The organism is Priestia veravalensis (assembly GCF_001457055.1).
Classification (GTDB): Bacteria; Bacillota; Bacilli; order Bacillales; family Bacillaceae_H; genus Priestia; species Priestia flexa.
The window spans coordinates 1-23842 of record NZ_KQ758678.1; the positions used below are offsets into that span (position 1 = coordinate 1).

Consider the following 23842-nt stretch of genomic DNA (forward strand, 5'->3'; position numbering starts at 1 on the left):
ATCAACTAGAAAAGCGAATGAAACGGGCAAAGCTGCCTTACACCAAAACGATTCATGATTTTGACTTTACATTTCAACCAAGTCTGAGCGAGAAAAGGGTCAAGGAAACCTTAACATGTCGCTTTATTGCCAATGGGGAAAATCGCATATTACTGGGTCCTCCGGGTGTAGGAAAAACTCATTTAGCCGTCTCCTTTGCGATTGAAGCGATTACCCAAGGATATACAGCCCTATTTTTGTCGGCCGACGACTTAGTGGCTCAGTGCCGCAAGGCCAATGATAAAGGGACACTCCAGCGACTCGTAAATCGTTGGAGTCGTCCAGACGTGTTAATTGTAGATGAAGTAGGTTATTTTCCTTTTGATGAACTAACCGCCAATGTTTTCTTCCAGGTTGTTTCAAAGCGATACGAACAAGGAGCAATGATTTTAACATCTAATAAATCGTACCTTGAATGGGGAAAAGTTTTTGGTGACGATGTATTGGCAACGGCTATCTTGGATCGCCTCTTACATCATGCGATTACATTTAACATCAAGGGTGACTCCTACCGTTTGCGAGAAAAGAAAAAAGCAGGAATTTATCCTGCCCAAACAACGATTTAGCCGTTCATAATGGGGAATTTCATTTCGTTGAAATTGGGGAAATTTGAATCGTTGTTGACATCTACTATAATTTGACTAGGCATTTACGTTACATTCACATTATATTTATTTGTTTTTTGTAATTTCATTATAATTTTTCGAATCTTTGGTAGTGATATTTGGTCCGTTTTGCTTTGTAGCTTTACTATCCTCTGGTTTGCTTATTGAACATAAAATTCCGTGATGTTCATAATACATAATATCCTATCCCCTTACATCTTTTATTTAATCCGTATTAAACAAGTGATTTGTGACATACTTCCCTAGTTAAATTGGGAATATTTCCGGCTAGAGAGAAGTAAGTCATATTAATAGGAGTTTTATTGTTATTTATCGCTAAAGACGATGTATATCCCGATTTTACAATAACATCAATTAAGCGCCATCTATATTTCATAAATGCACTGGTGTAATTTGACACATCAATTAAATGAGGATTTAAACTTAACCCCTTGCCAAGTCCTTTTAACAAAGCTTCCTTTCTTGTCCATATTCTATAAAACATATCATATTTTTCTAAGCCTTTTAATTCATTTATTAAGTCTATTTCTTGAGAAGAAAAAGCTACGTTAATAACTTCGAATATGTCTATGTCTTTATTAATAAACTCTATATCAATTCCCAATTCATTATCTTTTGTAACAGCTATCACAGCAACGCTGTTTGTGTGTGAAAGATTAAACTTAATTGCATTATTTAAATAAGGTTTGCCAAAATCGTTATAAAAAAATTTAAGTTGTTCCGGTGGCTCTTTAAGATAGAAACTTAAAACCTTTCGTAGGTTTGCACGTATAAAACAGTATTCATTTTTTAGAGAATATGTTTTAAAAGATTCCATACGTCTAATTTCATCCTTAGATAGAATAAATTTATAATGGTTAATATCTTTTTCTATAAAATCTATTGGCACAGTCCATATGTGTATATCGTTTGTTTGTAAATTTAAAAACATTTTTTTATTAATGGGTGGTAACATAACTATTTAAATTCAGCCTTTTTTTATCATAACTAACTAATTCAATTAGACTGTTTAGAACCTCTTTATATTTGTCGTTGATGAAAAAATGTTCACCATCAAACACTTTTAGATTAAAGGTATTACTAGTTAGTTCTCTCCACTGCTCTGCACCAACTATTGGTGCAACCTTATCCCTATTTCCACTAAATGCTGTTATCGGACAAGATAATTGTTCATTTTGTTCATTAAAAATGTAATTTTCACATAGGGTAAAATCAGCTCTTAATATAGGCATTACAAGTTCTAACAGTTCATTGTTGTTGATGATTTCATCGTTAGCTCCGTTTATTTCTTTTAATCTATCAATAAATGCTTCTTTAGATAAATTTGAAGCCTTTTGTATTTTTTTTGGATACGAAGGGCTGCTAGCCCCTGAAACAACTAGTCGTACAGGATTTACAGCGTAATTTTTTTGCAAGTAGCAAGCTAATTCATAAGCAATAAGGGCTCCCATACTGTGCCCAACAAAAATAAAAGGCTCTTTTAACTTTAAGATATTATATGATAGCTCATAAACGACTTGTTTTATATCTGTATAAGGTTCCTCGCTAAATCTATTGCCTCTACCGGGCAACTCAACAATATAGCAGTTAGCATATTCTTCTAAATCCTGAATCCAGTGAAAGAAAGAAGGTATTCCTCCGCCTGCATAAGGAAAAAATATTATATTTAAATTACCCTTATCGATCTTTTTAGGATTCCAAAGCCATTTGCAATTCATAATATAACAACCCTTACATTATAATGTCATAGAACTCTATACTTAAAATGATTTTAGTTTATTTATTAAAAACACATACCCACGCAGAAATTATTGTGAGTATGTGTTTGATTTATTAAATTACTTAAGAGAAACAGGAAGAGTAAGTAAGCGTCTATGAGCGGTATTAGGCGCCCAATCACCTTCTTGATCTAAAAGTCTTATATTAGGGAATCGAGTAAACAAGGTAGTATAAGCAATCTCCGCCTCTAATCTAGCTAAGAATGCACCTAAACAAAAATGTTTACCCTTCCCAAATCCCAGGTGTGGGTTAGGTGAACGGGTAATGTCCAACTTATCCGCGTTCTCAAATATTTTTTTATCTCTATTTGCTCCCCCAACAGCTACTAGAACTGGTTCTCCTTTTTTTAGTTCTTTTTCACCTATTTTTGTATCCACTTGCGTATAGTAGCCAATACGTTGAACAGGTGTTTCATAGCGCATTAATTCCTCTACTGCTGTTTTTATTAAAGAAGGATCGCTTAATAATAACTGTAGCTGATCGTTATTTAGTATCAAATTTCGGGCCCCAACTGCAATGAGGTTTACTGTAGTCTCATAACCAGCAAAAAGGAGAAGGATGCACATTGACAATAATTCGTCTTTTGCTAGTTTGTCGCCTTTTTCTTCTATAGCAATTAATTCGCTAATTAAGTCGTCAGCAGGATTATGGCGTCTTTGCTCTACTAGAGTTTCAAAGTAATTTAGTAAGTTAAGTTTTGCTTCATATCCCTTTTCTCTCGCTTCAGGTCCTTGAGTTGCATCAAAACTTCTTACTAAATCAGTTGTCCATTCTCTAAAATTGTCAACATCATCGAGTGGAACCCCTAGCATCGTTGCAATTACTATTGCAGGAATTGGTGAAGCGAGATCTGCCACAATATCCATTTCTCCCTTTTCCTCGGCCTTATCTAATAAAGAATTTACTAATTTTTCAATATCAGGTCTGAGAGATGCAATGGCTTTGGGAGTAAACGGTTTAGCAACTAAATTACGAATTCTAGTATGATCCGGTGGGTCAAGGTCTAGCATATTATCCGGAAGCTCATTAAGTTTTTTGTATTTTTCAGGTGGTTGTTGTACATAACTAGGATAACCTTCAGGCATTTTCTTACCGAAATTTGGATTCATTAAAATTGTACTTGCTTCTTCATAACCGGTTACAAGCCATAATTTCATTTCCTTTAAATAATGAACTGGAGATTCGTCTCTTAATCTTTCGTAAAATGGATAAGGATTCTTTGCAAATTCGGGCCATCTAGGATCAAAATCTTCAATTTTCCATTCCTTTTGTAAAGTTGTAGTCATTAGTAAAGCCTCCTAATACTTTTTCTTTAATTTATTTAATTAGCTCTTTTATTTGCTTGTAGAATATCTGCTTAATCTGTTGTGCTTCGTTTTGGTCTATTAGATTTTTATTGTATTCAAGTAAACCCACTATCTCTCCATTCTTCTCCCCTAGTACCAAGCTTATATCCAACTTCTTCTTTACAGGACTATAAAACTCTAAAAGCTGATGAAGAGGAGGTGCATCTTTTAGTTTAACTAAAGATACCTCTATATCACCAAAATCAATATTTCCAGAAGGAGCGTTTTGTAGAGCGAAAACTGTTTGGAATATAGGGCTCCTTTTGGCTTGGCCGCTATTTGGGGATAGCTTCTCTAATAAATCTTCAATAGGAAACGTCTGATGGTCTAAGGCTTTACTTACCGTATTCTTGGTTTTCTCAATAACTTCATCAATTGAATCTCCATTATTAATGGATACATTTAGCAAAATTGTGTTTACAAACATCCCTACTAGATTTTCTATTTCATCTTTAATACGTCCGGCCACTGGAGTTCCTATAATAAATTTATCTTTCCCAAAATATTTCGACAAAGATAAACTATATAAGCTAAAGAGTGTCATAAAAAGACTAATTTGTTTTTGGTTGCTAAGCTTTTTTAATTTTAGACTATCTGCATTATTAATATTAATTACTTCAAAATCAACACTAAATTCTTTTTCGGTTTCTGTTTCAAGTAAGTAATTGAAGTATTCATTCCCCAGTGTCTCTTTCCAAAAATTATATTCTTCGTTGCTCTCTTTGCTGGTTAGATATTGTCTTTCCCAATATGAGTAATCATCGTATTGTATAGCAAGCGGCGGCAATTTTGGTTCTCTATTTGCTGCTAAACTTTTATATACTTCAGACAACTCGTTAAAGAAAACTCCTCCAGACCAACCATCGAATACCGAATGATGCATTACCAAGACTAATATATGTTCATTTTCTCTAAGCTTAATTAAGGAAGGTCTGAGTAAAAAATCTTTCTCTAAGTTAAATGGAGTCTTTATCTCTCGTTCTATATAATCTAATATCTGTTCTTCTCGCTCAAACGCATTGTCTGCTTGTTCTAGTATAGATATTTTGTAATGAGTAATATCTTTAATTACTTGTAAAACTTCTTCTCCTTCTTCTTTAAAAGAAACTTTTAACACTTCGTGTCTGTTAACTAAATACTTTATTGCCTCTACTAAGGCATTAACTTGCAGCACTCCTTTTAAACGGAGTGCCACAGACATATTTGTAATTGCGGAGTTAGGATTATCTTTATACATCCGCCATAATCTTTTTTGAGAAGATGAAGCTGATATTAAGGTGTTTTTAGATGGTCTCTCTGTAATTTCGTTTGATTGATTATTTAACAACAAGGCTAGTAATTCTTGTTGTTGCTTTGAAAGTTTACCGATTCTTTGTGTTAACTGTTCATTCATATTGATTACACCCTAACTTTGTCTTGCATTTCTTTTATTTTTTTCATAACTTCATCATCTGTCAATGACTCTATACTATTAAGAGTATCTAACAAACGTTGTTGCTCATTGTTACTTTCTTTTTGGCGTTCTCTTACAATTTCCGCTAACTTTTCTACAGTTGTATTATTAAAAAATTCCGCTAAAGTAATTTCGATGTTAAATGTTTTACGAATTTTAGATACTATTTGAGTTGCTTGAAGTGAGTTTCCACCTAAATCAAAGAAGCTTTCATCTACGCTTACAACTTTAATACCTAATACATTATTAAAAATGTTAAAGGCAATCTCTTCCTCGAATTCATCTATTGGTTTTTTAATGCTTTCTTTTTGCCCAATTTCTTCATAATTAGGTTGTGGTAATTTATTTCTATCTATCTTTCCATTTGGATTTAGTGGAATACTTTCCACTTTAATAAATTGAAACGGGATCATATAGTAAGGAAGCTTACTCTTTGTAAATTCTAGTAATTCTTTTTGGGAAATTTCGCTATCTTTAGTAGTAATGTAAGCTATTAGTCTTCTTCCAAATTCTTCGTGATCAATATCAATAACAACTGCATTTGTAACATTTGAATAGCTTTTTAATACATTTTCAATTTCTTCTAGTTCTATGCGGAAGCCTCTTATTTTAACTTGTCTATCTATTCGGCCAAGGAATTCTATATTGCCATTTGGTAACCATCGTACTAGATCCCCTGTTTTATAAAGTCGATCCCCTACCACACACTCAAAAGGACTCTTTATAAATTTTTCAGCTGTTAATTCGTTTCTATTTAAATATCCTCTGGCTAATCCTATTCCACCAATATGCAATTCTCCTGGGACACCTTGAGGAACAGGATTCAAATGCTCATCTAAAATAAATGCACTGTGATTAGCCATAGGCTTTCCGATTGGGGGCGTTTTTAGATATTTCCCCTGACAATCCATTAATGTCACTGCCACAGTAGTTTCTGTCGGACCATATCCATTAAAGAGTTTTCGATTTTTATTTGCCCATTGTTCTACAAGCATTCCAGAAGGTGCTTCTCCTCCTACAGAGACAAGGCGTAAGGTAGTTAGCTCGTCAGGATTTAACAATGGTAAAAGTGCCGGCGGTAACTCTGCTACTGTTACTTGTTCGGTTTTAATAAGTTTAGTTAAATCTTCGGGTGAAACTCTTTCATTATTATCAGCAATACTTAATTTTGCTCCATTTAGCAATGCAGAAAAGATTTCAAACACCGATACGTCAAAGCCTAATAGCGCAAACTGAACTATTGTGTCATTATCTTTAATTTTATAGTCTTCTGAAATAGACTTTATAAAGTTTACAACAGATAGATGCTCAATCATAACGCCCTTGGGTTTGCCGGTGCTTCCTGACGTATAAAGTACATAAGCTAGATTAGTAGGTTTTATATTTAATGTTAAATTACTAGTGGATTCTTGTTCAATCTCTTGTTTGTGCCTATCTACTAGGATAGTACAAGCGACACTTTCCCCTATCTTGCTTACCAAACTCCCCTCACTAATAGCTACCTTCACTTGTGAATCGGTAAGAATATGATCAATCCTATCTTGTGGGTAACCTGAATCAATAGGAATATAGGTTCCCCCAGCTTTTAGTACTGCTAATAGAGAAACTATCATATCCACTGAACGATTTAAGCAAATTCCAACGAATGTTTCTTCTTTTACCCCTTTCGCCTGTAAGTATCTAGCTAATTTGTTTACTTTGTCATTTAATTCTTGATATGTTAAGACTTTCCCCTTAAAAGAAACAGCAATAGAATTTGGATATTTTAAAACTGTTTCTTCAAACACTTCAACTAAGCTTTTATTAACTATTTCTGTATTTTTACCGTGAGCCCATATACTTATCACTTTCTCTAAAGAGTCCGGATTTAAAAGTGATAATTTGTTAATTGATACATCTGGATTTTTAGATAAATTTAATAAAGTACTCTCATAATTGTTAACCAATTGTTTAATTGTTTCTTCTTTAAATAAATTTCGATTATATTCAACTACTACAACTAGTTCTCCGTTGCTTTCATATGTAATAAAACTCATATCAAACCTAGAACCAGAATCGTGTAAAGTTTCGTGTTCTAATTTTAAATTTTTCATCTTAGGTAAGCTATCACTTACCATTGACTCAGATGTAAACTCAACTTGAAATAATGGGTGTCTGCTTGGTTCCCGCTTTGGGTTAGCAGCTGCCACAATTTTCTCAAACGGTAAATCCTGATTATTAAAAGACTCTAGAACAGATTCTTTGACTGTTGAAAGTGTATCTCTAAAAGTTACATCCCCGGAAATATTAGTTTTAATTGGTATCATATTAACAAAGAAGCCAATAAGTTTTTCTACCTGAGAATTTGTTCTATTGGCACTTGGAGTCCCTACTACAATTTCATTTTGTTGGGTATACTTATGAAGCAATACCTTAAAGGCAGCTAACAAAGTCATATATTGTGTTGTTCCTGCTTGCTTGGCTAGATCTTTTACATTATCCAGAATATCCCCAGATAAAACTCTTTTAAATCTATGTCCCTCTAAGTTTAGTTCTTTAGGGCGAGGAAAATCAGTCATTAATTCTGTAACCTCAGTATTTGACATTTTTTCCTTCCAAAACTTATTTAACTCATCTAAACGATCCCCCGCTAAATGACCTCTTTGCCATATTGAAAAGTCAGGATATTGTATATTAATATCTTCTAATTGATTTTCATTATTATACGATGTGGTTAACTCATTCATAAATACTGTGTATGACCAAGCATCCCATATAATATGATGTGCAACCCACAACAGATAATGCTTTTCTTCAGAAGCTTTAATTAATAAAACTCTAAATAAAGGTCCTTCCTCCAAGTTAAACGGCATTGAAGAATTTTTCTTTAATATCTCTTCTAAATCCAAATCATCTTGCAGCAAATTAATAGTTTCAAGTTCGTGAAATATCCATTGTTTTACGACTTGTTTTACTACTCCTTCTTCATCTATAAAGTGAGTACGTAAGGATTCGTGTCTTTTTATTATAGTGTTTAAAGATTCTTCTAATTTCCCAACATTTAACTCCCCAGTTAACGTGATTAGGGCAGAAACGTTATTTTGATTATCTCCTGCTGCTAAGCTATCTATAAACCATAGCTGTTCTTGTTGGTATGAAGCAGGAACCTTATCCCCAATTTTACGAGGCACTAACTCGTTTTTCTTTTTACTAGCAGCGCATGAACCTTTCAGCATAGCAATCATTGCAGCTTTTTTATCTTTAGGTAGCTTTGCTAATTTACTTGCTAAATCACTCATTCTAACTCCTCCGTTTAACTTTTATTGATGTCTTGATTACTTGTGTTTTTGAGTGGTTTAGTGTACTCGACTAAACCATTTTCTGTAATAGCTTTTACTTTACTTACCTTACTAAATAATATAAATAACATTCCTATTAATATGAATATTCCGCCTACTATAAAGGCTATGGTCATACCCACTTTGTCACCAATAAACCCTCCCAATATAGCTCCTAATGGGGTGGCTCCCCACATAAAAGTACGGATGGAAGCGTTCATTCTACCCTGTAAATTACTTGGGGTTACAGACTGTCTTAAAGTAACCTGGTTAATATCAAGTATAGGTAAGAAAAGCGCCCCTAGGAACCACAGGATACTAAACGAGATAATTGGCGTTACTAATGAAGATAAAGGTACGGCTCCTAAACTTAAACCAAGAAATGTTGAAGCTAATAATAAGCTTTTACCAACGCCTATTTTGTCGCTTAATCTTTTTGATAACATAACTCCGATAATTAGACCTATACTGCTTATGGAAAAAATAACTCCAACCTGTGAAGGAGATAATTTAAGGTTTTGATATGCGAAAACAACGACTATAGTTTGTATAAGAGCATATCCAAGGTTAACAAGTGTAAGGGATATTGTAAGGCTTTTTAAAATATTGTTACTAAATACAAAATGAACTCCCTCTTTTATATCCCTAAATACCTTAGTATCTTTCTTTTGTTCTTTTTTAACATCAAGATTATCCTTAATTGCTATAAGAAATACAGCTGAAACAAGATAACTGACTGCATCAAAAAGAAAAGCTTTTACAGTTCCTAGTACATTAATCACCCAACCAGCAATTGTTGGACCTACAACTTTGGATGCGGAATCAATTAATGTTAATTTCGCATTACCATCTGATAACATATTCTTTTTTAAAATCCCTGGTACTAGGGTCATATAAGACACGTTAAATATTAGCGAAAACACCCCTGATAACGCGGCAACTATATAAAGATGTGTCAACGTTAATACATCAAAATATGCAAGCACTGGAATAGAGACAATTGCGAGAAATCTTACTATATCTGAAATTATCATTAGCATCCTGGGGTTATACCGATCCGCCATTACTCCAACAAATAGACCCAAAATAGGGAAAGAGATGGTCTCTATAGTTTTTAAGAGACCTGCCTCTTTTGCTCCATAACCTAATACCATAATGGCAAGAGTAGGTAATGCAAGCGAATTAATCGAAGTTCCCAAGTAGCTAACTGCTAATCCAGACCATAGTTTTGTAAAGTTTTTATTCTTCCAAATATCATTCTTAAAAAATTTGCTCATAGTTAAGAATCCCTTTCTAACTCGCCTAATATCTGTTCTAGATTATCTGTATCTCCGAGTAACTCCCTTAACTCTTTTTCAAGTTCTTCTTCTTTTTCAAGCTCTATTCTGTTAATTTCGTTAACTATATCCTTAATAGTTGGATTTTCAAAAATGTACCTTAAAGAAAGACGTACTTCAAAGACTTCTTCTATTCGAGACATTAATCTCGTAACCAATAAAGAATGACCACCTAAATTAAAGAAGTTGTCATTGACGCTATTTACAGGTGTGTTTAGTAACTCTTCCCACAGCAGTTTCATTTTTTCTTCCGCTTCAGTCATCTCGACTTCTTCTAATTCTATTTTTAATTTATTTAGATAGTCTAGTGGGTCAGCAAGTTGAGACCAATCTACTTTACCATTAGGTGTTAACGGTATCTTTTGAACTTCTATAAATACCTTAGGTACCATATAGCTCGGTAGTAAATCGTTTAAATAGCAACGAAGATTTTCGATATTATCTTTGCTGTCTAATTCAAAATTAATGTAAGCGACCAAGCTTTCTGATATTTGGTTATCCCTAAACAGATTGACCGCAGCATTCTTTACCTGAGGATGTGTTTTAAGAGCTGCCTCTATCTCCCTTAACTCTATTCTGTATCCTCTAACTTTTACTTGGTTATCTTTTCTACCATAAAAAACAATTCTGCCATCTGTAAGGTAATAACCAATATCACCTGTCTTATAAATAATATCTTCGTTATTATTGGTGAATGGATTACTAATAAATTTTGCGTTGGTAAGACTTTCGTCGTTTATATAACCACTTGAAAGATATGGTGTTCTAATACAAATCTCACCTATTTCTCCAAATCCACATAATTGGTCTGCATTATTCATTATTAATAGTTGAACTTCGCTATTTATAGGTTTTCCTAAAGTAATCTCACAATGATTTTCTGTATCCGAGACAGTTTCATATGACATCGCCTGAGGAGTTTCGGTTGCTCCATAAAAGTTAGTACATATTACATTCGGTGCAACCTTTTTTAATTTATTTACAAGGTCAACGGTTAAAATATCTCCGCTAAAGAAAATGTGTTTAAGTGATTTGACTACTGGTACATTTTCTCCTTCTGCTAAAATATATCCAAACTGAGGGGTCATATGTGAAACGGTTATTTCTTTTGTTACAAACCACTCTCGCATTCTCTTTGGATCCAACATTTCATCCTCTGATGGAATGTGCAATGTAGCTCCATTTACAATTGGTGTAAAGATATCTCTTAATACTGGATCGTGAGATAACCCTGATAACATACTAAAATTGTCATTGACATTGAATTTTGAGTTTTCACTATGCCATTTTACAAATCTCGTTAGTGGAGAGTGAGTGTTCATTATCATTTTAGGTTCCCCTGTTGTCCCCGATGTAAATAAGACATATGCGTTATCTCTACCACAAATTTGCGTTTTAATGTCAGAGTCATCCACATTTAAATCCTCTATGCTACTCATTGTTAGTTGCAATGTTGAAACATCTAAATACTGTGTTAAATCTATTGGTAGTTTACTTCCGTGCAATAATATTTTGGGAGATAATGCTTTAATTAGCTGTAAATTCCGTTTAACAGGATAATTTGTATTTAGTACATAAAACACAGCTCCTGTTTTAATAACCCCCAGCAACAATACAATGAAGTTTATACTTCTTTCTCCAGATAGTGCGACATAATCACCTTTTACTATTCCGTGTGTTGTTAGATAGTGTGCTACTTTGTTACTTAGCTTATCTAACTGCTCATATTTCATAACAGTTTTGGAACTATCAAGTGCTATATTATTAGGAACAAGCTTTGCCCTTGTTTTAAATAGATTGATTACTGGATCTTGTTCCACGTAATTTAGCGGAATAGTAGGCGATGGTAATATCCTATCTTCTTCCCTACTACACAAAGAGTACTTATCGATATTAATATCAGGGTTGTCTAAAATTTGAGATAAGAAAATCTCAAATTGTTTTGTTAAGTTCAACATTCTATTTTGGCTAAAAAGTTCATTATTATAAACAATGTTAACAACTATATCTTCCTTATTTTCTTTAACATAGAAATTCAAATCAAACTTGGAATCAATTTCATACTCTTCAATAACTTTAGTTTTTAAAGAGTTTAATTTAATTTCTGGATCCGGAAGATTTAACATATTAAACATAATATTAAATAGTGAGCTAGTAGCCCCAGACCGCTCCGGCTTTATAACCTCTACAACTTTTTCATACGGGATGTTATTGTGTTCATAAGTTTCTAAGAATGTAGCCTTGACTCTTGATAGAAGTTCCATAAAAGTTGGTTCTCCAGATAGGTCTGTTCTTATAGCAAGTGTGTTTACAAAATATCCAATTATAGATTCATAGGTTGAATCGTTTCTGTTTGCAATAGGGGTTCCTATAACAATATCTTTTTGATTAGACAGCTTGTACATAAGTGCTTTCGTTACTGCTAAAAGTAGCATATATGTTGTTGACTTACTTTTACTGATGATGTTCTTCATTTTAGTTATTTGCGATTGATTAATTTTGAATGATACGTGCTTTTTCGATAAATTATCCTTAAAGTAATTTCTATCTTTCGGAATATTAACGTAATGCAAAGCACCATTCATTTTGTCTCTGTAAAAATCCAAGGATTTACTAATCCTAGAAGGATCTAATTTTTTGTTATACGAATAGGTATAATCTTTATACTGATATTTTGGGTCAACTAAAGTATGCTCTTTGCCTTCTTTAACTGAGTTATATATACTAGCCAACTCATTAAATAATAAAGTTCTTGACCACCCATCAAATATAATGTGGTGCGCCACAAGAACTAAGTAGTATTTGTTTTTGTTCACAGCATACAATACTGCTCTAAATAAAGGTCCCTCCTTTAAATTGAATGGGACATCTACCTCTTTATTAATAATTTCTCTTATTTCTTGTTCAAGCAAGTCTTTCTCAACATAAGAATTTATTACTTTTAAATTTATATTTTTCCCACTGGTTACTTCCTGGAAGATGTGACCTTCCCTCTCAAATAATATTGTTCGCAGCGATTGGTGTCTCTGCACTATTGTCTTAATACTTTCTCTTAAAGACTCAATATCTAAAGCTCCCGTTAATTCTAAGACCATTGGTATATTGTAAGTAATACTGCTAGGATTTAGTTCTTGAAGTAGCCACAAACTTTCTTGTGCAGGCGACGCTTTTAAATCTTCACCCTCGGGAGCAATTTGTATAATAATATTTGTACTATCGTTTTCTTCTAGCCCGTGCTTAGACTCAATATATTTTGCTAAACTTGATATAGAAGAATTACTAAAGAAATCAGCCAATGTGATATCAACTTGACATTCTTCTTTTATTCTAGATATTACTTGAAGTGCGCTTAAAGACTGGCCACCAATTTCAAAGTAATTATCATTAATACTTATTTGGTCAATTTTTAAGACACTAGACCAAATCTTCTTGATTTTCTCTTCTAACTCATTTCTAGGCATCTCGATCGCATAATTATTATTCATTTGTTTTTCAAAATGACAAGCTAAAAGAGCCTTTCTATCAATTTTCCCATTTGTAGTAACTGGAATATCATTAATCTCATAAATGTTATTCGGAACCATATGTCTAGGTAATTTATTTAAAAGGATATCTTTAAAACTAACATCCTTTTTGTTTAAGGCTTTATTCAATATTACAAAACCAAGTAAATTTTGATTATTTTCATCTGGAATTACTATAGAATGTTCAATTTCTTCCAGTGAGTTTAATACAGATTCAATCTCCCCCAATTCTATACGGAGACCCCGAACCTTAACCTGTTTGTCTTTACGTCCTAAATATTCAATTTTATTGTCATAACGGAATCTAACTATATCTCCAGTTTTATAAATTTTTTCTTCTTTATTAAAGGGGTTATTGATAAAGGCTTTATCATCTAGTTCAGGTCGATTTAAGTAGCCTTTTGTAACACCTAAACCACCTATATACAATTCCCCTGAGTATCCAAATGGGACCATATTTAAAGAATCGTCCAATATATATACTTGTGTTCCAGCTATAGGTGTACCAATTGGCGGTTCTTTGCTATCGTTTTTACATTTTTCAATTGTTGTGCAAATTGACGCTTCAGTTGGACCATATGCATTATATAAATTTACTTTGCTACCTATCTTATCAACAAGGTTTTGAGGGCAAGCCTCTCCTCCTGTAATAATAGTTTCTAACGTTGGTACATCCTCTAGTTTTAAAACAGATAATACAGCTGGCGGTAAAAATGCAAATGTAACTTTCTGCTTCTTAATAACATTAAGATAGGTTTCCGGTGATGAAATATGAAGAGAAGCGCCTGATAATAAAGCCATAAAAATTTCCCATACTGACGCATCAAAACTCATAGAACTAAATTGCAGCATTCTAGTTTCCGTATTAAATTTAAACTCGTGAATAGATGATATTACAACATTACACAACCCTTTATGTGGGACCATTACGCCCTTTGGAGTTCCGGTGGAACCAGAAGTATAAATAATATAAGCTAGATCCTCTATTTCATAATTAACACTTTTTATGTTTTCAGTAGGGTACTCTTTAATTTTGTTTTGAATATCATTTAAAAACATTACATTGAAGCCCGATTCGCTAAACATACCATTCATAAATTCTTCTGTTAATATTATGTCTGGCTGTGAATCGTCCAAAATGAACTTTATACGTTCTTCAGGGTAATTTGTGTCTATTGGTACATAAACAGCTCCCGCTTTCATCACTGCTAACACAGAAACTACAAATTCAAGACTACGATTTAGACATATTCCTACTTTTGATCCTTTTTTAACATTGTTCTCTATCAAGTAATGAGCTAATTGGTTAGCTCTTTCGTTTAAACCTTTATAGTTAATTTCGTTGTTATAATATTTAACTGCCATTTTATTGTGGTTTCGTAAAGCTACATCCTCAAATAGCTCTATTGCTGTTTTATCTTCCTTATATATTGCCGGTGCACCCTGGCCTGCCTTTAATAATATATTTTGTTCTTCCGAAGACACCAATGGAATAGAATCAATTGTTTTCTCGGGATTTTCTAAAATCTGTTCTAATAAAAACAAGTAATAATTTACAAGTTTTTGGATTGTTGATTGATAAAATAAATCGGTATTATATTCAAAGAAACATTCAATTCCTTCTTCTGTTTCTTTTGAAATTAAGGATAAATCAAATCTAGAGATTTTAGTATCTACTTCCTGAGTATCTAGAAGTAAATCGTTAGAAAAAATATGGTTAGTGTTATAATGTGTATTTTGTAAGGCAAAGGCAACCTGAAACAAAGGATTACGGCTTATATCCCGCTCTGGGCTTACAATTTCTACTAAGTTATCAAAAGGTATATCTTGATGAGCAAGCGCCTCAATTGTAGTGTTGTTAACATCCTTCAGGGTATCAATAAAACTCTTTCCTGGTGATAAATTTGTTCTAAGCACTAGAGTATTTACAAAGTATCCAATTAAATTTTCAACTTGTGCATTATTCCTACTAGCTACCGGAGATCCTATTACAGTGTCATTTATACCAGTAAGTCGATACAATAAGATTTTATAAGCAGCTAAAAGCGTTGTATACAAAGTTGCATCCTCACGCTCCCCTAGAGCTTTTAAATCATTTACAAGGCCAGCGGGTATTTTAAACCTGCACTGTGATCCATTAAATGTTTGAACCTTACCCCGTTTTATATCTGTCGGTAACTCGAAATTGCCTGTATAGCCAGCTAATTTTTCTTCCCAATATTTAATTTGAAGTTTTAAATGATTTTTACCTAACTCTTCACGTTGCCAGCTAGAATAATCTGAGAAATTAACATCTAATTTAGGAAGTATTAAAGGTTTATTTTCTATATATGATTCATAAATTTTAATAAATTCATTATTAAATAACGATTCTGACCAACCATCAAAAATTATGTGGTGAAAAGTTAAGACTAACCAATGACAATCATTTGATAGTTTAATTAACTTAGCCTTAAATAGCGGTCCTGCTTCAATATTAAATAAATGTTTTGATTCTTCGATTACTAATTCTTCTACTAATTCTTCCTTTTTTTCTTCTAATTCTAGGTTAATTGTGGGTACCTGGAATTCTATACTATCTAGAACATTGTGGAATAAAACTCCATCCTTAGAATAAAAAGTTGTTCTTAAAGATTCGTGTCTTGAAACAATTTTTTCTATGGCTTTTTTTATTAAGTCATAGTTTACAGCGCCGCTTAATCTTAAAACATTGGTAATGTTATAAGCAGACAAATCATTATTTAATTCAGTTAGAAACCACATTCTCTCTTGAGCAAGAGATGCTGGTTTTTCTAAGGAATCCAATCTTTTTATAGAACTGCTGTTTGCTTGTAACTTATGAAGATTGTTTTCGATAAACTTACTTAATTTATGAACCGTCTTACTAACTAACATATCCGAAATATTCAATTCTAAGTTAGTCTCATTACGTAACTTTGTAATAACTTGCATAGCTTTTAAGGAATGACCGCCTAAACTTAAAAATGTATCGTTAATGCTAAAATCATTAATTCCTAAAACATCCGACCATATATCATATATTGCTTTTTCTAAGTCTGTAGTTGGCAACAAAATCTCCCTGTCCGAATTTATTTGTTCAACTTGAGGTTGAGGGAGCTGTTTGCGATCAATCTTTCCATTAGGACTTAGTGGGAATTTTTCTATAACAACAAAGAATAAAGGAATCATATATTCAGGAAGTTTACTCTTTAAAAATTCTTTGACTTGATTTAAGTCAATCTCTTCTTTTGTAACTAGATAGGCTACTAATTGATCATCGCCAGTCTTATCTTTTGTTGCACTAACAAGACATTCTTTGATATCTTTATGTCTACAAAGCATAGCCTCAATTTCGCCAAGTTCAATGCGCAACCCTCTGATCTTAACCTGAAAATCTAATCTTCCAAGGTACTCAATGTTTCCATCTTCTAAGTATCTTGCTAAATCTCCAGTCTTGTACAACCGACTATAACTTCCAGACTGATATGGATTTTTGATAAATCTTTCTTTGTTTAATTCACTTCTATTTAAATAACCTTTAGCTAAACCTATACCACTAATATAAAGCTCCCCTGGAACCCCTATTGGAACAGGTCTCAAGTTTTCATCTAAGATATATAATTTTATATTTGAAATAGGTTTACCAATTGGTACTATATTTCTCTCGTAGTTTTTCACACACTTCCAATATGTCACGTCTACTGATGCTTCAGTAGGTCCATATAAATTGTGCAGCTCTGCATTTAATAATTCGAAAAATTTCTGTTGAAGATTAAATGGTAGTGCTTCGCCGCTACAAAAAACTAATCTTAAAGAGTTACAACTTTGAGAGCCATTAAAATCTAAAAATAATTGAAGCATTGAAGGAACAAAATGAACTACTGTTATTTGTTCTTTGCGAATTATTTCTGTTAAATAAATACTATCTTTATGACCTTCTGGTTTTGCAATAACTAACGTTGCTCCAATTTGTAGCGGCCAAAAAAACTCCCAAACTGATACATCAAAGCTATACGGGGTTTTTTGCAAAACTCTGTCATTTTCCTTTAGGTTATATTCCTTTTGCATCCACTTTAATCTGTTTACAATTCCTTGGTGCTGTACTAATACACCCTTGGGTTTGCCTGTTGATCCTGAAGTATATATTACATAAGCTAAATCTTCTGGAGAAACAGTGTTCAGTAGGTTGTCTGACGACTTTGTATGTAAGTTTTCTTCTGAGTCTACACATATAATTTCGTAACTGCCTCTAGGCAAATTTTGTTTAATAGAATTTTGAGTTAAAACCACTGATGTATTGGCATCCTCCAGTATAAAAGAAACACGCTCTTTTGGATGGGTAGGATCTAATGGCAAATAAGCACCGCCAGCCTTTATTACAGCGTATAAACTTACAACCATCTCTATACTACGTTCAAAATAAACTCCTACTATACTACCTTTTTTAATTCCTTTTTCTATTAGGTAATGAGCTAATTGGTTAGATCTCTCATTTAACTCACCATAGGTCAATTTCTTATTATTGTAGCTAAGAGCTATAGAATTTGGGCTTTTCTCCACCTGTTCCTCAAATAATGTTACTAAGGTTGTCTCTAATTCAAAAGGATAATCTGTATCGTTAAAACGAGATAATATTAGATTTTTTTCTCTTTCAGGCAATATATCTAATTCTAAAATAGAAAGATTGTCATTAACTAAACAGCTATAAAACAATGTTTTATATTGCTCAATTATGCGATTAACTGTTTCTTTCTTAAATAATTCTTCATTGTAATATAATATTCCTAATACCTTTTCTTCTTGCTGTTCAAATACAAGATTTAGATCGTAATAGCCTTTTGTAAAAGTAGGGAATGAAATTGTCCATCCAACGTCAGCAAGGCTAGAGCTTTTGTTAAAGTAGCTAAACTGTATTGGATAATTAGGTTGATTTTTTAAAGTATCCTCGTTAAGGTAAGTACCATTGCTTGTTTTTGAGACAGATGAAATGAAAGTATCCTGAGCATCAAAATTAACATTTAACACCTGATGCATATACTTATTATTAATATTAGTATTATTCAAGCTTATAGAAACACTTTCATCTTTATTCGTATTATATCTGTGTATAAGCAAACTAAATACAGTAAGAAGCGTCTCTTCTAAGGTTGCATCTTCTATGCCTGAATTATTTAAAAGTTCTTTTATTCTTTTTAAATCTAGTTCGAAACGTAAAGAAGATATTGAACTTTTTTCACTTTTTTTTTTAGGGTTATCGTAAGGTAATACAAATGAATAATTAAATGTTTTTTCAGTGTTCTCAATGTTGTTTTTAAATTTATAATCATACATTTCTTCCATATCAATGCTAATTAAACTAGATGATACACGGTTATATAAATATTTTCTCATCCACTGTTTTACTAAAGTGATCAATGTATTTTTGTTACCCAAAAGAGGATGAATATTAAGCAACAACACAAATTCGTTTTCTAGTGTCTGATATGCTTTTACATTAAATAAAAATCCATCATTTAAAAATGGAACATATTCATAATTAAACATTTGCTCTTTTTGAATACTATTACTTAGAATTTCAATTCCAAAATTATGAATATTATGTTCCTCTAAAACAATTAATTCCTCTTCAGCATTAAGTTCATATTTATTTAATAAAAATGGGAATTGAGTTCTTAATGTTTCATATAATGAGGTCTCTAATTTAGTTAAGTTTAAATCTGCGCTCACTTTAGCCGCAAACAAATTCATTCCCTCATATCTGGCTCTGTTATTATTAATATGGTCCCATAACATCTTTTCATTTAAGGAAGCTTTTCTTATATTGTTTTTAACTGCCATTTAGACCACCCCTCATAACCATAGTGTCTTAGATCTGATAAGAGATCTGTTGTTCCTTTTTCAAATTACTAATTTCCTTCCATAGATCCTTATATTTAGCATAACGATTAACCTCGTTTATAACCAAAGTATAATATTTAGATATCTTAGCTTGTTTTGTCATTCCGTATGCTCCGTGATAATGTATACATTTTCTAGATGCATATAACGCCTTTTCACTAATTAAAGCCAAAGTCTCTAAGGAATCTATAACTGAAAGAGCGTTATTTTCTAATTTCCAAGTCGTATAATTAAGCTTCATTTTCACTGCTTCTAATTCCGCAAAGATTTCAGCTAATGTAAATTGAATGCTTTGAAAATCTATTAATTTGCTATTAAATTGTCTTCTGATTTTAGTGTATTCAACTGTTTCATTTAACACGCCCTCAGTTAAACCTTGTAAATACGCTGCTTGTCGCATTAATAATTTTTTGTAAATAGAATCAACTTCCGATTTGCTTATTTCATAATAGTTATTTATTTCAAAATTCAAAAAATTAATCTTATAAATATTATCCGTATTCTTGTCATCTACAGGAGTTATCTTCTGTAACATTTGTTCCTTTTTAATGCTAATGACATAGCTATTGTTCTCCCAGCTAAGTAATAAATATATGAAATCTAATTCTTTGATATTAAGCGAACTAGTTAGTTCTCCACTAATTAATAGTTTATTATTTAACACTTCTGCTTTTAATAGGTCTCTTGAATATAGTAATGAATACGAATGATTGCCTTCAACGATAGAACTTAGCGTTTCACGGTCATTAATACTATCCAATTGACATATATCTGATATTGTTATTGTTTCAATATAAGGAGAGACTATACCAATTCGGCCTAATTCGCTACACACTAGCAAGTTAGTAGTTTCACCTAAATCATACCCACCTAGCTCTACAGGGACTGTATAACCTAGAGCTCCTATCGCTAATAATGAATCCCATACAGATCCTTCATCAGACTGAGAAAGGGTGTTTTTTATGGTTTCTTGAAATTGTATTTCTAATGGATCGTACTCTAAATTCATAATAATTCCCCTCTCACTTAATCTTTTAATAACGCTAGTCGAGCAACAGTTTCTAACATCATTTCAGAAGAGCCAGCTGAGATAGTATTACCGGGACACTCCCTATATGCTGCTTCCAGTAATTCAATGTTTTTATCCATAGACTTTGTATAGCTGTTTACACCAATTATCTCCACTGCTTTGTTAGTGATTTCACAAGCCAACTCACTTGCATACCATTTTGAAATTGCTGCTTTTTCTTCGTCAATCTTCATATTATCAATTTGTTTTAAAACTCTATATGACATTAATTTAGCTACTTCCAGTTTGCTACTAAGTTTATTTAACTCTGCGGCATAATCGCTAATATTTAATAAATTATTTTCTTCTATGTATTGCTTAAATGCATTAAATGACTTTTGAGCTTTGATATAGTAATCGTGCCCTGTCCTCTCAAGAGCTAAAGCCTTAGTAATAGTGGACCATCCACTACCTACTTCGCCGATAATAGAGTCCGCTGTTACATATACACCATTAAGAGATATCTTATAAAAGCTCTCATCAGCCATACTATTAAGTTTTTCAATTTCCACATTTTCATCTTTTAAAGGTATGATAAATAATGTAATACTGTCATAAGATGAACTTGAATAACCCCTTACTTTCGCTGCACAAACAGCAAAATTTAGAAGGTTAGTTTTAAGATTAAAGATTTTTGTTCCATATATTTTGTATCCTCCATCATTTGTAGGAACCGCTTCGGTAGTTAACGATCCCAAATCGGACCCAGCCGATGGTTCAGTATATAGAACGCAACCAAATTTCTCTCCCCTACCCATTGGTAAAAGATAATTCTCTTTTTGAGTTTCATTAGCACTTGTTAATAACAACGCTCCAACTATTTGTACAGATACTAAATGTAATGTATCAGGTATCTTTGCTGCCATCATCTCTTCTATAGCTATAGCTGCTTCTAACATTGTTCTACCCTGACCACCAAATTTCTCTGGAAAATTAGGTGCCAGTACACCTTGTTCTCCCGTTAACTTATACAATTGTCTAGGATCTGTATCCTTATCCCCTAATGACAATTGTATTATTTCTTGTACAAACTCTTCTTGTTGAAATAAATTCCGTATTTTTAAACGAAATTCATTCTCCTGACTAGAAAAATTGAAATCCATATTTCCCTCCGCATTTTTGAATTATCTATATTTTGCAAAAATTAAGTTTGTGTAATTAACACAAATACATTTATAGGATTTTATTGAAAAATAATGCTTGGTTAATATATCCAAAATGATTATATACAAAAGATTCGCAAAAATCTATACCCTTTTTATTAAATATTGTAAAAAAGTTTAATTTCCCTAGATACATTTACACATTTACACAATTAATTCTAAATATACAAATAATTACTTAAATTTCCTAACAAAAAAGATTATATACTAGAGGATATCAAAAATCCACGGCTTTTTTATTAAGAATTGTAAATATTTATTAAAATTTAAATATTTACAATTTTGCTAGGCTGATATATTATTTTATATTATTAAAAAGTATTTTTTAGTAAACAAGGAGGATTTAGGAAGTTTTAATACACTATATTGAATAGAGTTATATTAAAGAGGAGGTAATAAATTTGACCAATCAAATTATTGAAATTGAAGGACTTTTAAATATTTTTAAGAAAACTTGGTCTTTAAGCTCTAGCTCTCTATGGACTGTAGATAACCCAGCTAAAGGACAATGCGGAGTAACTGCTTTAGTGGTTATTGATGTATTGGGGGGAGAAATTTTTAAAACTCCTACTCCAGATGGTTGGCACTTCTATAATAAGATAAATAATAATTATTATGATTTTACTGAATCTCAATTTCCAACTAAAATAGAATATTTAAACAAGCTTTCTAATCGTGAAGAAGCTTTTACTGTCACTAATGAAAGTCAATATAGTTATTTAAAACAGAAGGTTTTTCATCATATTGACAAAGAAAGTTAATTTATATTTGTTATTATTTTCGTTATGAATAACAAATTACGAGGGAAAGATTTATGAACTTTGAAAATACATTTGCAAATCACTCAAAAATAAAAGGCTTTTCTCTTGTTATAATTGCTGCTACTCTATGGGGGATTTCAGGACCTGTTGCTCAATATCTGTTCCAGCAACACAGCTTTAGCCCAGAATGGTTGGTAGTAGTTCGGCTATTAATGTCTGGATTCTTACTTTTAGGTCTAGCATATAGAAAAGAAAAGTATAAAGTATGGGGTATTTGGAAAGATAGAAACGATCGGTTAAGCCTTTTACTTTTTAGTATCTTAGGGATTCTAGCTGTTCAATATACATTTTTTGCGGCAATTAAGAATGGTAATGCTGCTACGGCTACTGTTCTTCAATATTTAGCACCCGTTATTATTACAGGCTATTTGGCAATTCGCTCCAAGCGATTCCCTTCCACTAAAGAAATAACAGCACTATTATTAGCAATTGCCGGTACATTTTTACTTATTACACACGGAAAAATACATAGCTTATCTATCTCCGGCTTAACAGTTTTTTGGGGTCTTAGTTCCGCATTAGCCCTAGCTTTCTATACTTTGCAGCCACACAGAATACTTCAAAAGTGGGGATCTACTATTGTAATAGGTTGGGGTATGTTAATAGGTGGAATTGCTTTCAGTCCAATTCATTTCCCTTGGCTATATCACGGAAGTTGGTCAATTCCTATATATTTATCCCTATTTTTTATTATAATTTTCGGCACCATTATTGCTTTCTTTTGTTATTTAGAAAGCCTTAAATATATTAGTTGTGCTTCTCAAAGTAGTTTATTAGCCTGTCTTGAACCTTTATCGGCAACATTATTATCTGTTGCTTGGCTAAATGTTTCGTTTGGTTTTATGGAATGGATAGGCACAGGTTGTATCTTATGCACAATAGTTTTGTTATCTGCTTCTAAGAATAATGAGACATCAAAAAACAACTAAGCATACTTTAACTTTCTTTTATTAAATTTAATATTATAATCAGAGAATTTTATGTACAACACTCAAAATCTTCATTACGCACGGAAGATTTTGAGTGTTGTATTAGTAACTCCAACCAAGGATAACCAATCAAAAAATTTGGTGCCGTTATTAATCGGCACCAAATTTTTTGATCTCTGATTTTAATTTTAATATATTTTTACACTAGTGTTGCATAAATGTTGACGCAATTTTCAGTTTAATGTTTTTTCCTGTTTAGAGCCAAAAAAGTAAATACCTTATTAAAGGTGGCTCCATCCATTTGGAAATTATGTACAATTAGACTTGTGCGACGACGACAATTTATTTTTAAGGAACGGTTTTTCCTTTAATCTTTCGTATCCAGATATGTGCCGGTTTCCATAACGAAGCCCTTAAAAAACGGCTAATCTGTAGCGTTTTTCGCTTACTTTTTGTTTCGATTTGCGCAATTACATTTAGGCAAAAAACAATCAGTGCGATAAACACTTGGTTTTGAATGGCCCATTCACTTTGTCCGTAG

General features: G+C 32.4%; 12 protein-coding genes and 1 pseudogene. 3 read left to right on the forward strand and 10 right to left on the reverse strand.

Annotated elements, in window-relative coordinates:
* On the forward strand, positions 1-605 hold a 605-nt coding region (istB, locus tag AS180_RS16315), incomplete at its 5' end, for an IS21-like element helper ATPase IstB (RefSeq protein ID WP_062687153.1).
* 274 nt (positions 606-879) lie between these two features.
* Here istB and AS180_RS16320 read toward each other — a convergent pair.
* The 9 genes from AS180_RS16320 to AS180_RS16360 form a co-directional block, all read right to left on the reverse strand.
* A complete protein-coding gene (locus AS180_RS16320) occupies positions 880-1620 on the reverse strand; it encodes a 4'-phosphopantetheinyl transferase family protein (protein WP_062687154.1) in 741 nt (246 codons plus the stop codon).
* Positions 1604-2383, reverse strand: coding sequence for a thioesterase II family protein (locus tag AS180_RS16325; RefSeq protein ID WP_062687155.1), 780 nt, complete (start codon positions 2381-2383; stop codon positions 1604-1606). Before AS180_RS16325 ends, AS180_RS16320 begins: the two co-directional genes overlap by 17 nt.
* Positions 2384-2503: 120 nt before the next feature.
* Positions 2504-3730 carry a cytochrome P450 gene (locus tag AS180_RS16330; RefSeq protein ID WP_062687156.1) on the reverse strand — a complete coding sequence of 409 codons (1227 nt, stop codon included), beginning with the start codon at positions 3728-3730 and terminating at the stop codon, positions 2504-2506.
* A 31-nt stretch (positions 3731-3761) separates the two neighbouring features.
* Complete coding sequence (locus tag AS180_RS16335) at positions 3762-5183, reverse strand: condensation domain-containing protein (protein ID WP_062687157.1); 1422 nt, start codon at positions 5181-5183, stop codon at positions 3762-3764.
* A gap of 5 nt (positions 5184-5188) precedes the next feature.
* Positions 5189-8521, reverse strand: coding sequence for a non-ribosomal peptide synthetase (locus tag AS180_RS16340; protein WP_062687158.1), 3333 nt, complete (start codon positions 8519-8521; stop codon positions 5189-5191).
* A 14-nt stretch (positions 8522-8535) separates the two neighbouring features.
* Positions 8536-9837, reverse strand: a complete 1302-nt coding sequence (locus AS180_RS16345) for an MFS transporter (RefSeq protein ID WP_062687159.1) — start codon at positions 9835-9837, stop codon at positions 8536-8538.
* Positions 9838-9839: 2 nt separating this feature from the next.
* Entirely contained in the window at positions 9840-19259 is a 9420-nt protein-coding gene (locus tag AS180_RS16350; protein ID WP_062687160.1) for a non-ribosomal peptide synthetase, read from the reverse strand.
* Between the two features lie 28 nt (positions 19260-19287).
* On the reverse strand, positions 19288-20328 hold the full coding sequence (locus tag AS180_RS16355; protein ID WP_062687161.1) for an acyl-CoA dehydrogenase family protein: 1041 nt from the start codon (positions 20326-20328) through the stop codon (positions 19288-19290).
* Positions 20329-20345: 17 nt separating this feature from the next.
* On the reverse strand, positions 20346-21491 hold the full coding sequence (locus AS180_RS16360; protein ID WP_062687162.1) for an acyl-CoA dehydrogenase family protein: 1146 nt from the start codon (positions 21489-21491) through the stop codon (positions 20346-20348).
* 461 nt (positions 21492-21952) lie between these two features.
* Between AS180_RS16360 and AS180_RS16365 the strand changes: the two genes are divergently transcribed.
* Together AS180_RS16365 and AS180_RS16370 are read left to right on the forward strand one after the other, a co-directional pair.
* Positions 21953-22312, forward strand: coding sequence for a YunG family protein (locus tag AS180_RS16365; protein ID WP_062687163.1), 360 nt, complete (start codon positions 21953-21955; stop codon positions 22310-22312).
* A 53-nt stretch (positions 22313-22365) separates the two neighbouring features.
* Entirely contained in the window at positions 22366-23301 is a 936-nt protein-coding gene (locus AS180_RS16370) for a DMT family transporter (protein ID WP_062687164.1), read from the forward strand.
* A 348-nt stretch (positions 23302-23649) separates the two neighbouring features.
* Here the strand turns inward: AS180_RS16370 and AS180_RS16375 are convergent.
* Positions 23650-23842: pseudogene (locus AS180_RS16375) on the reverse strand (IS4 family transposase); the annotation flags it as partial.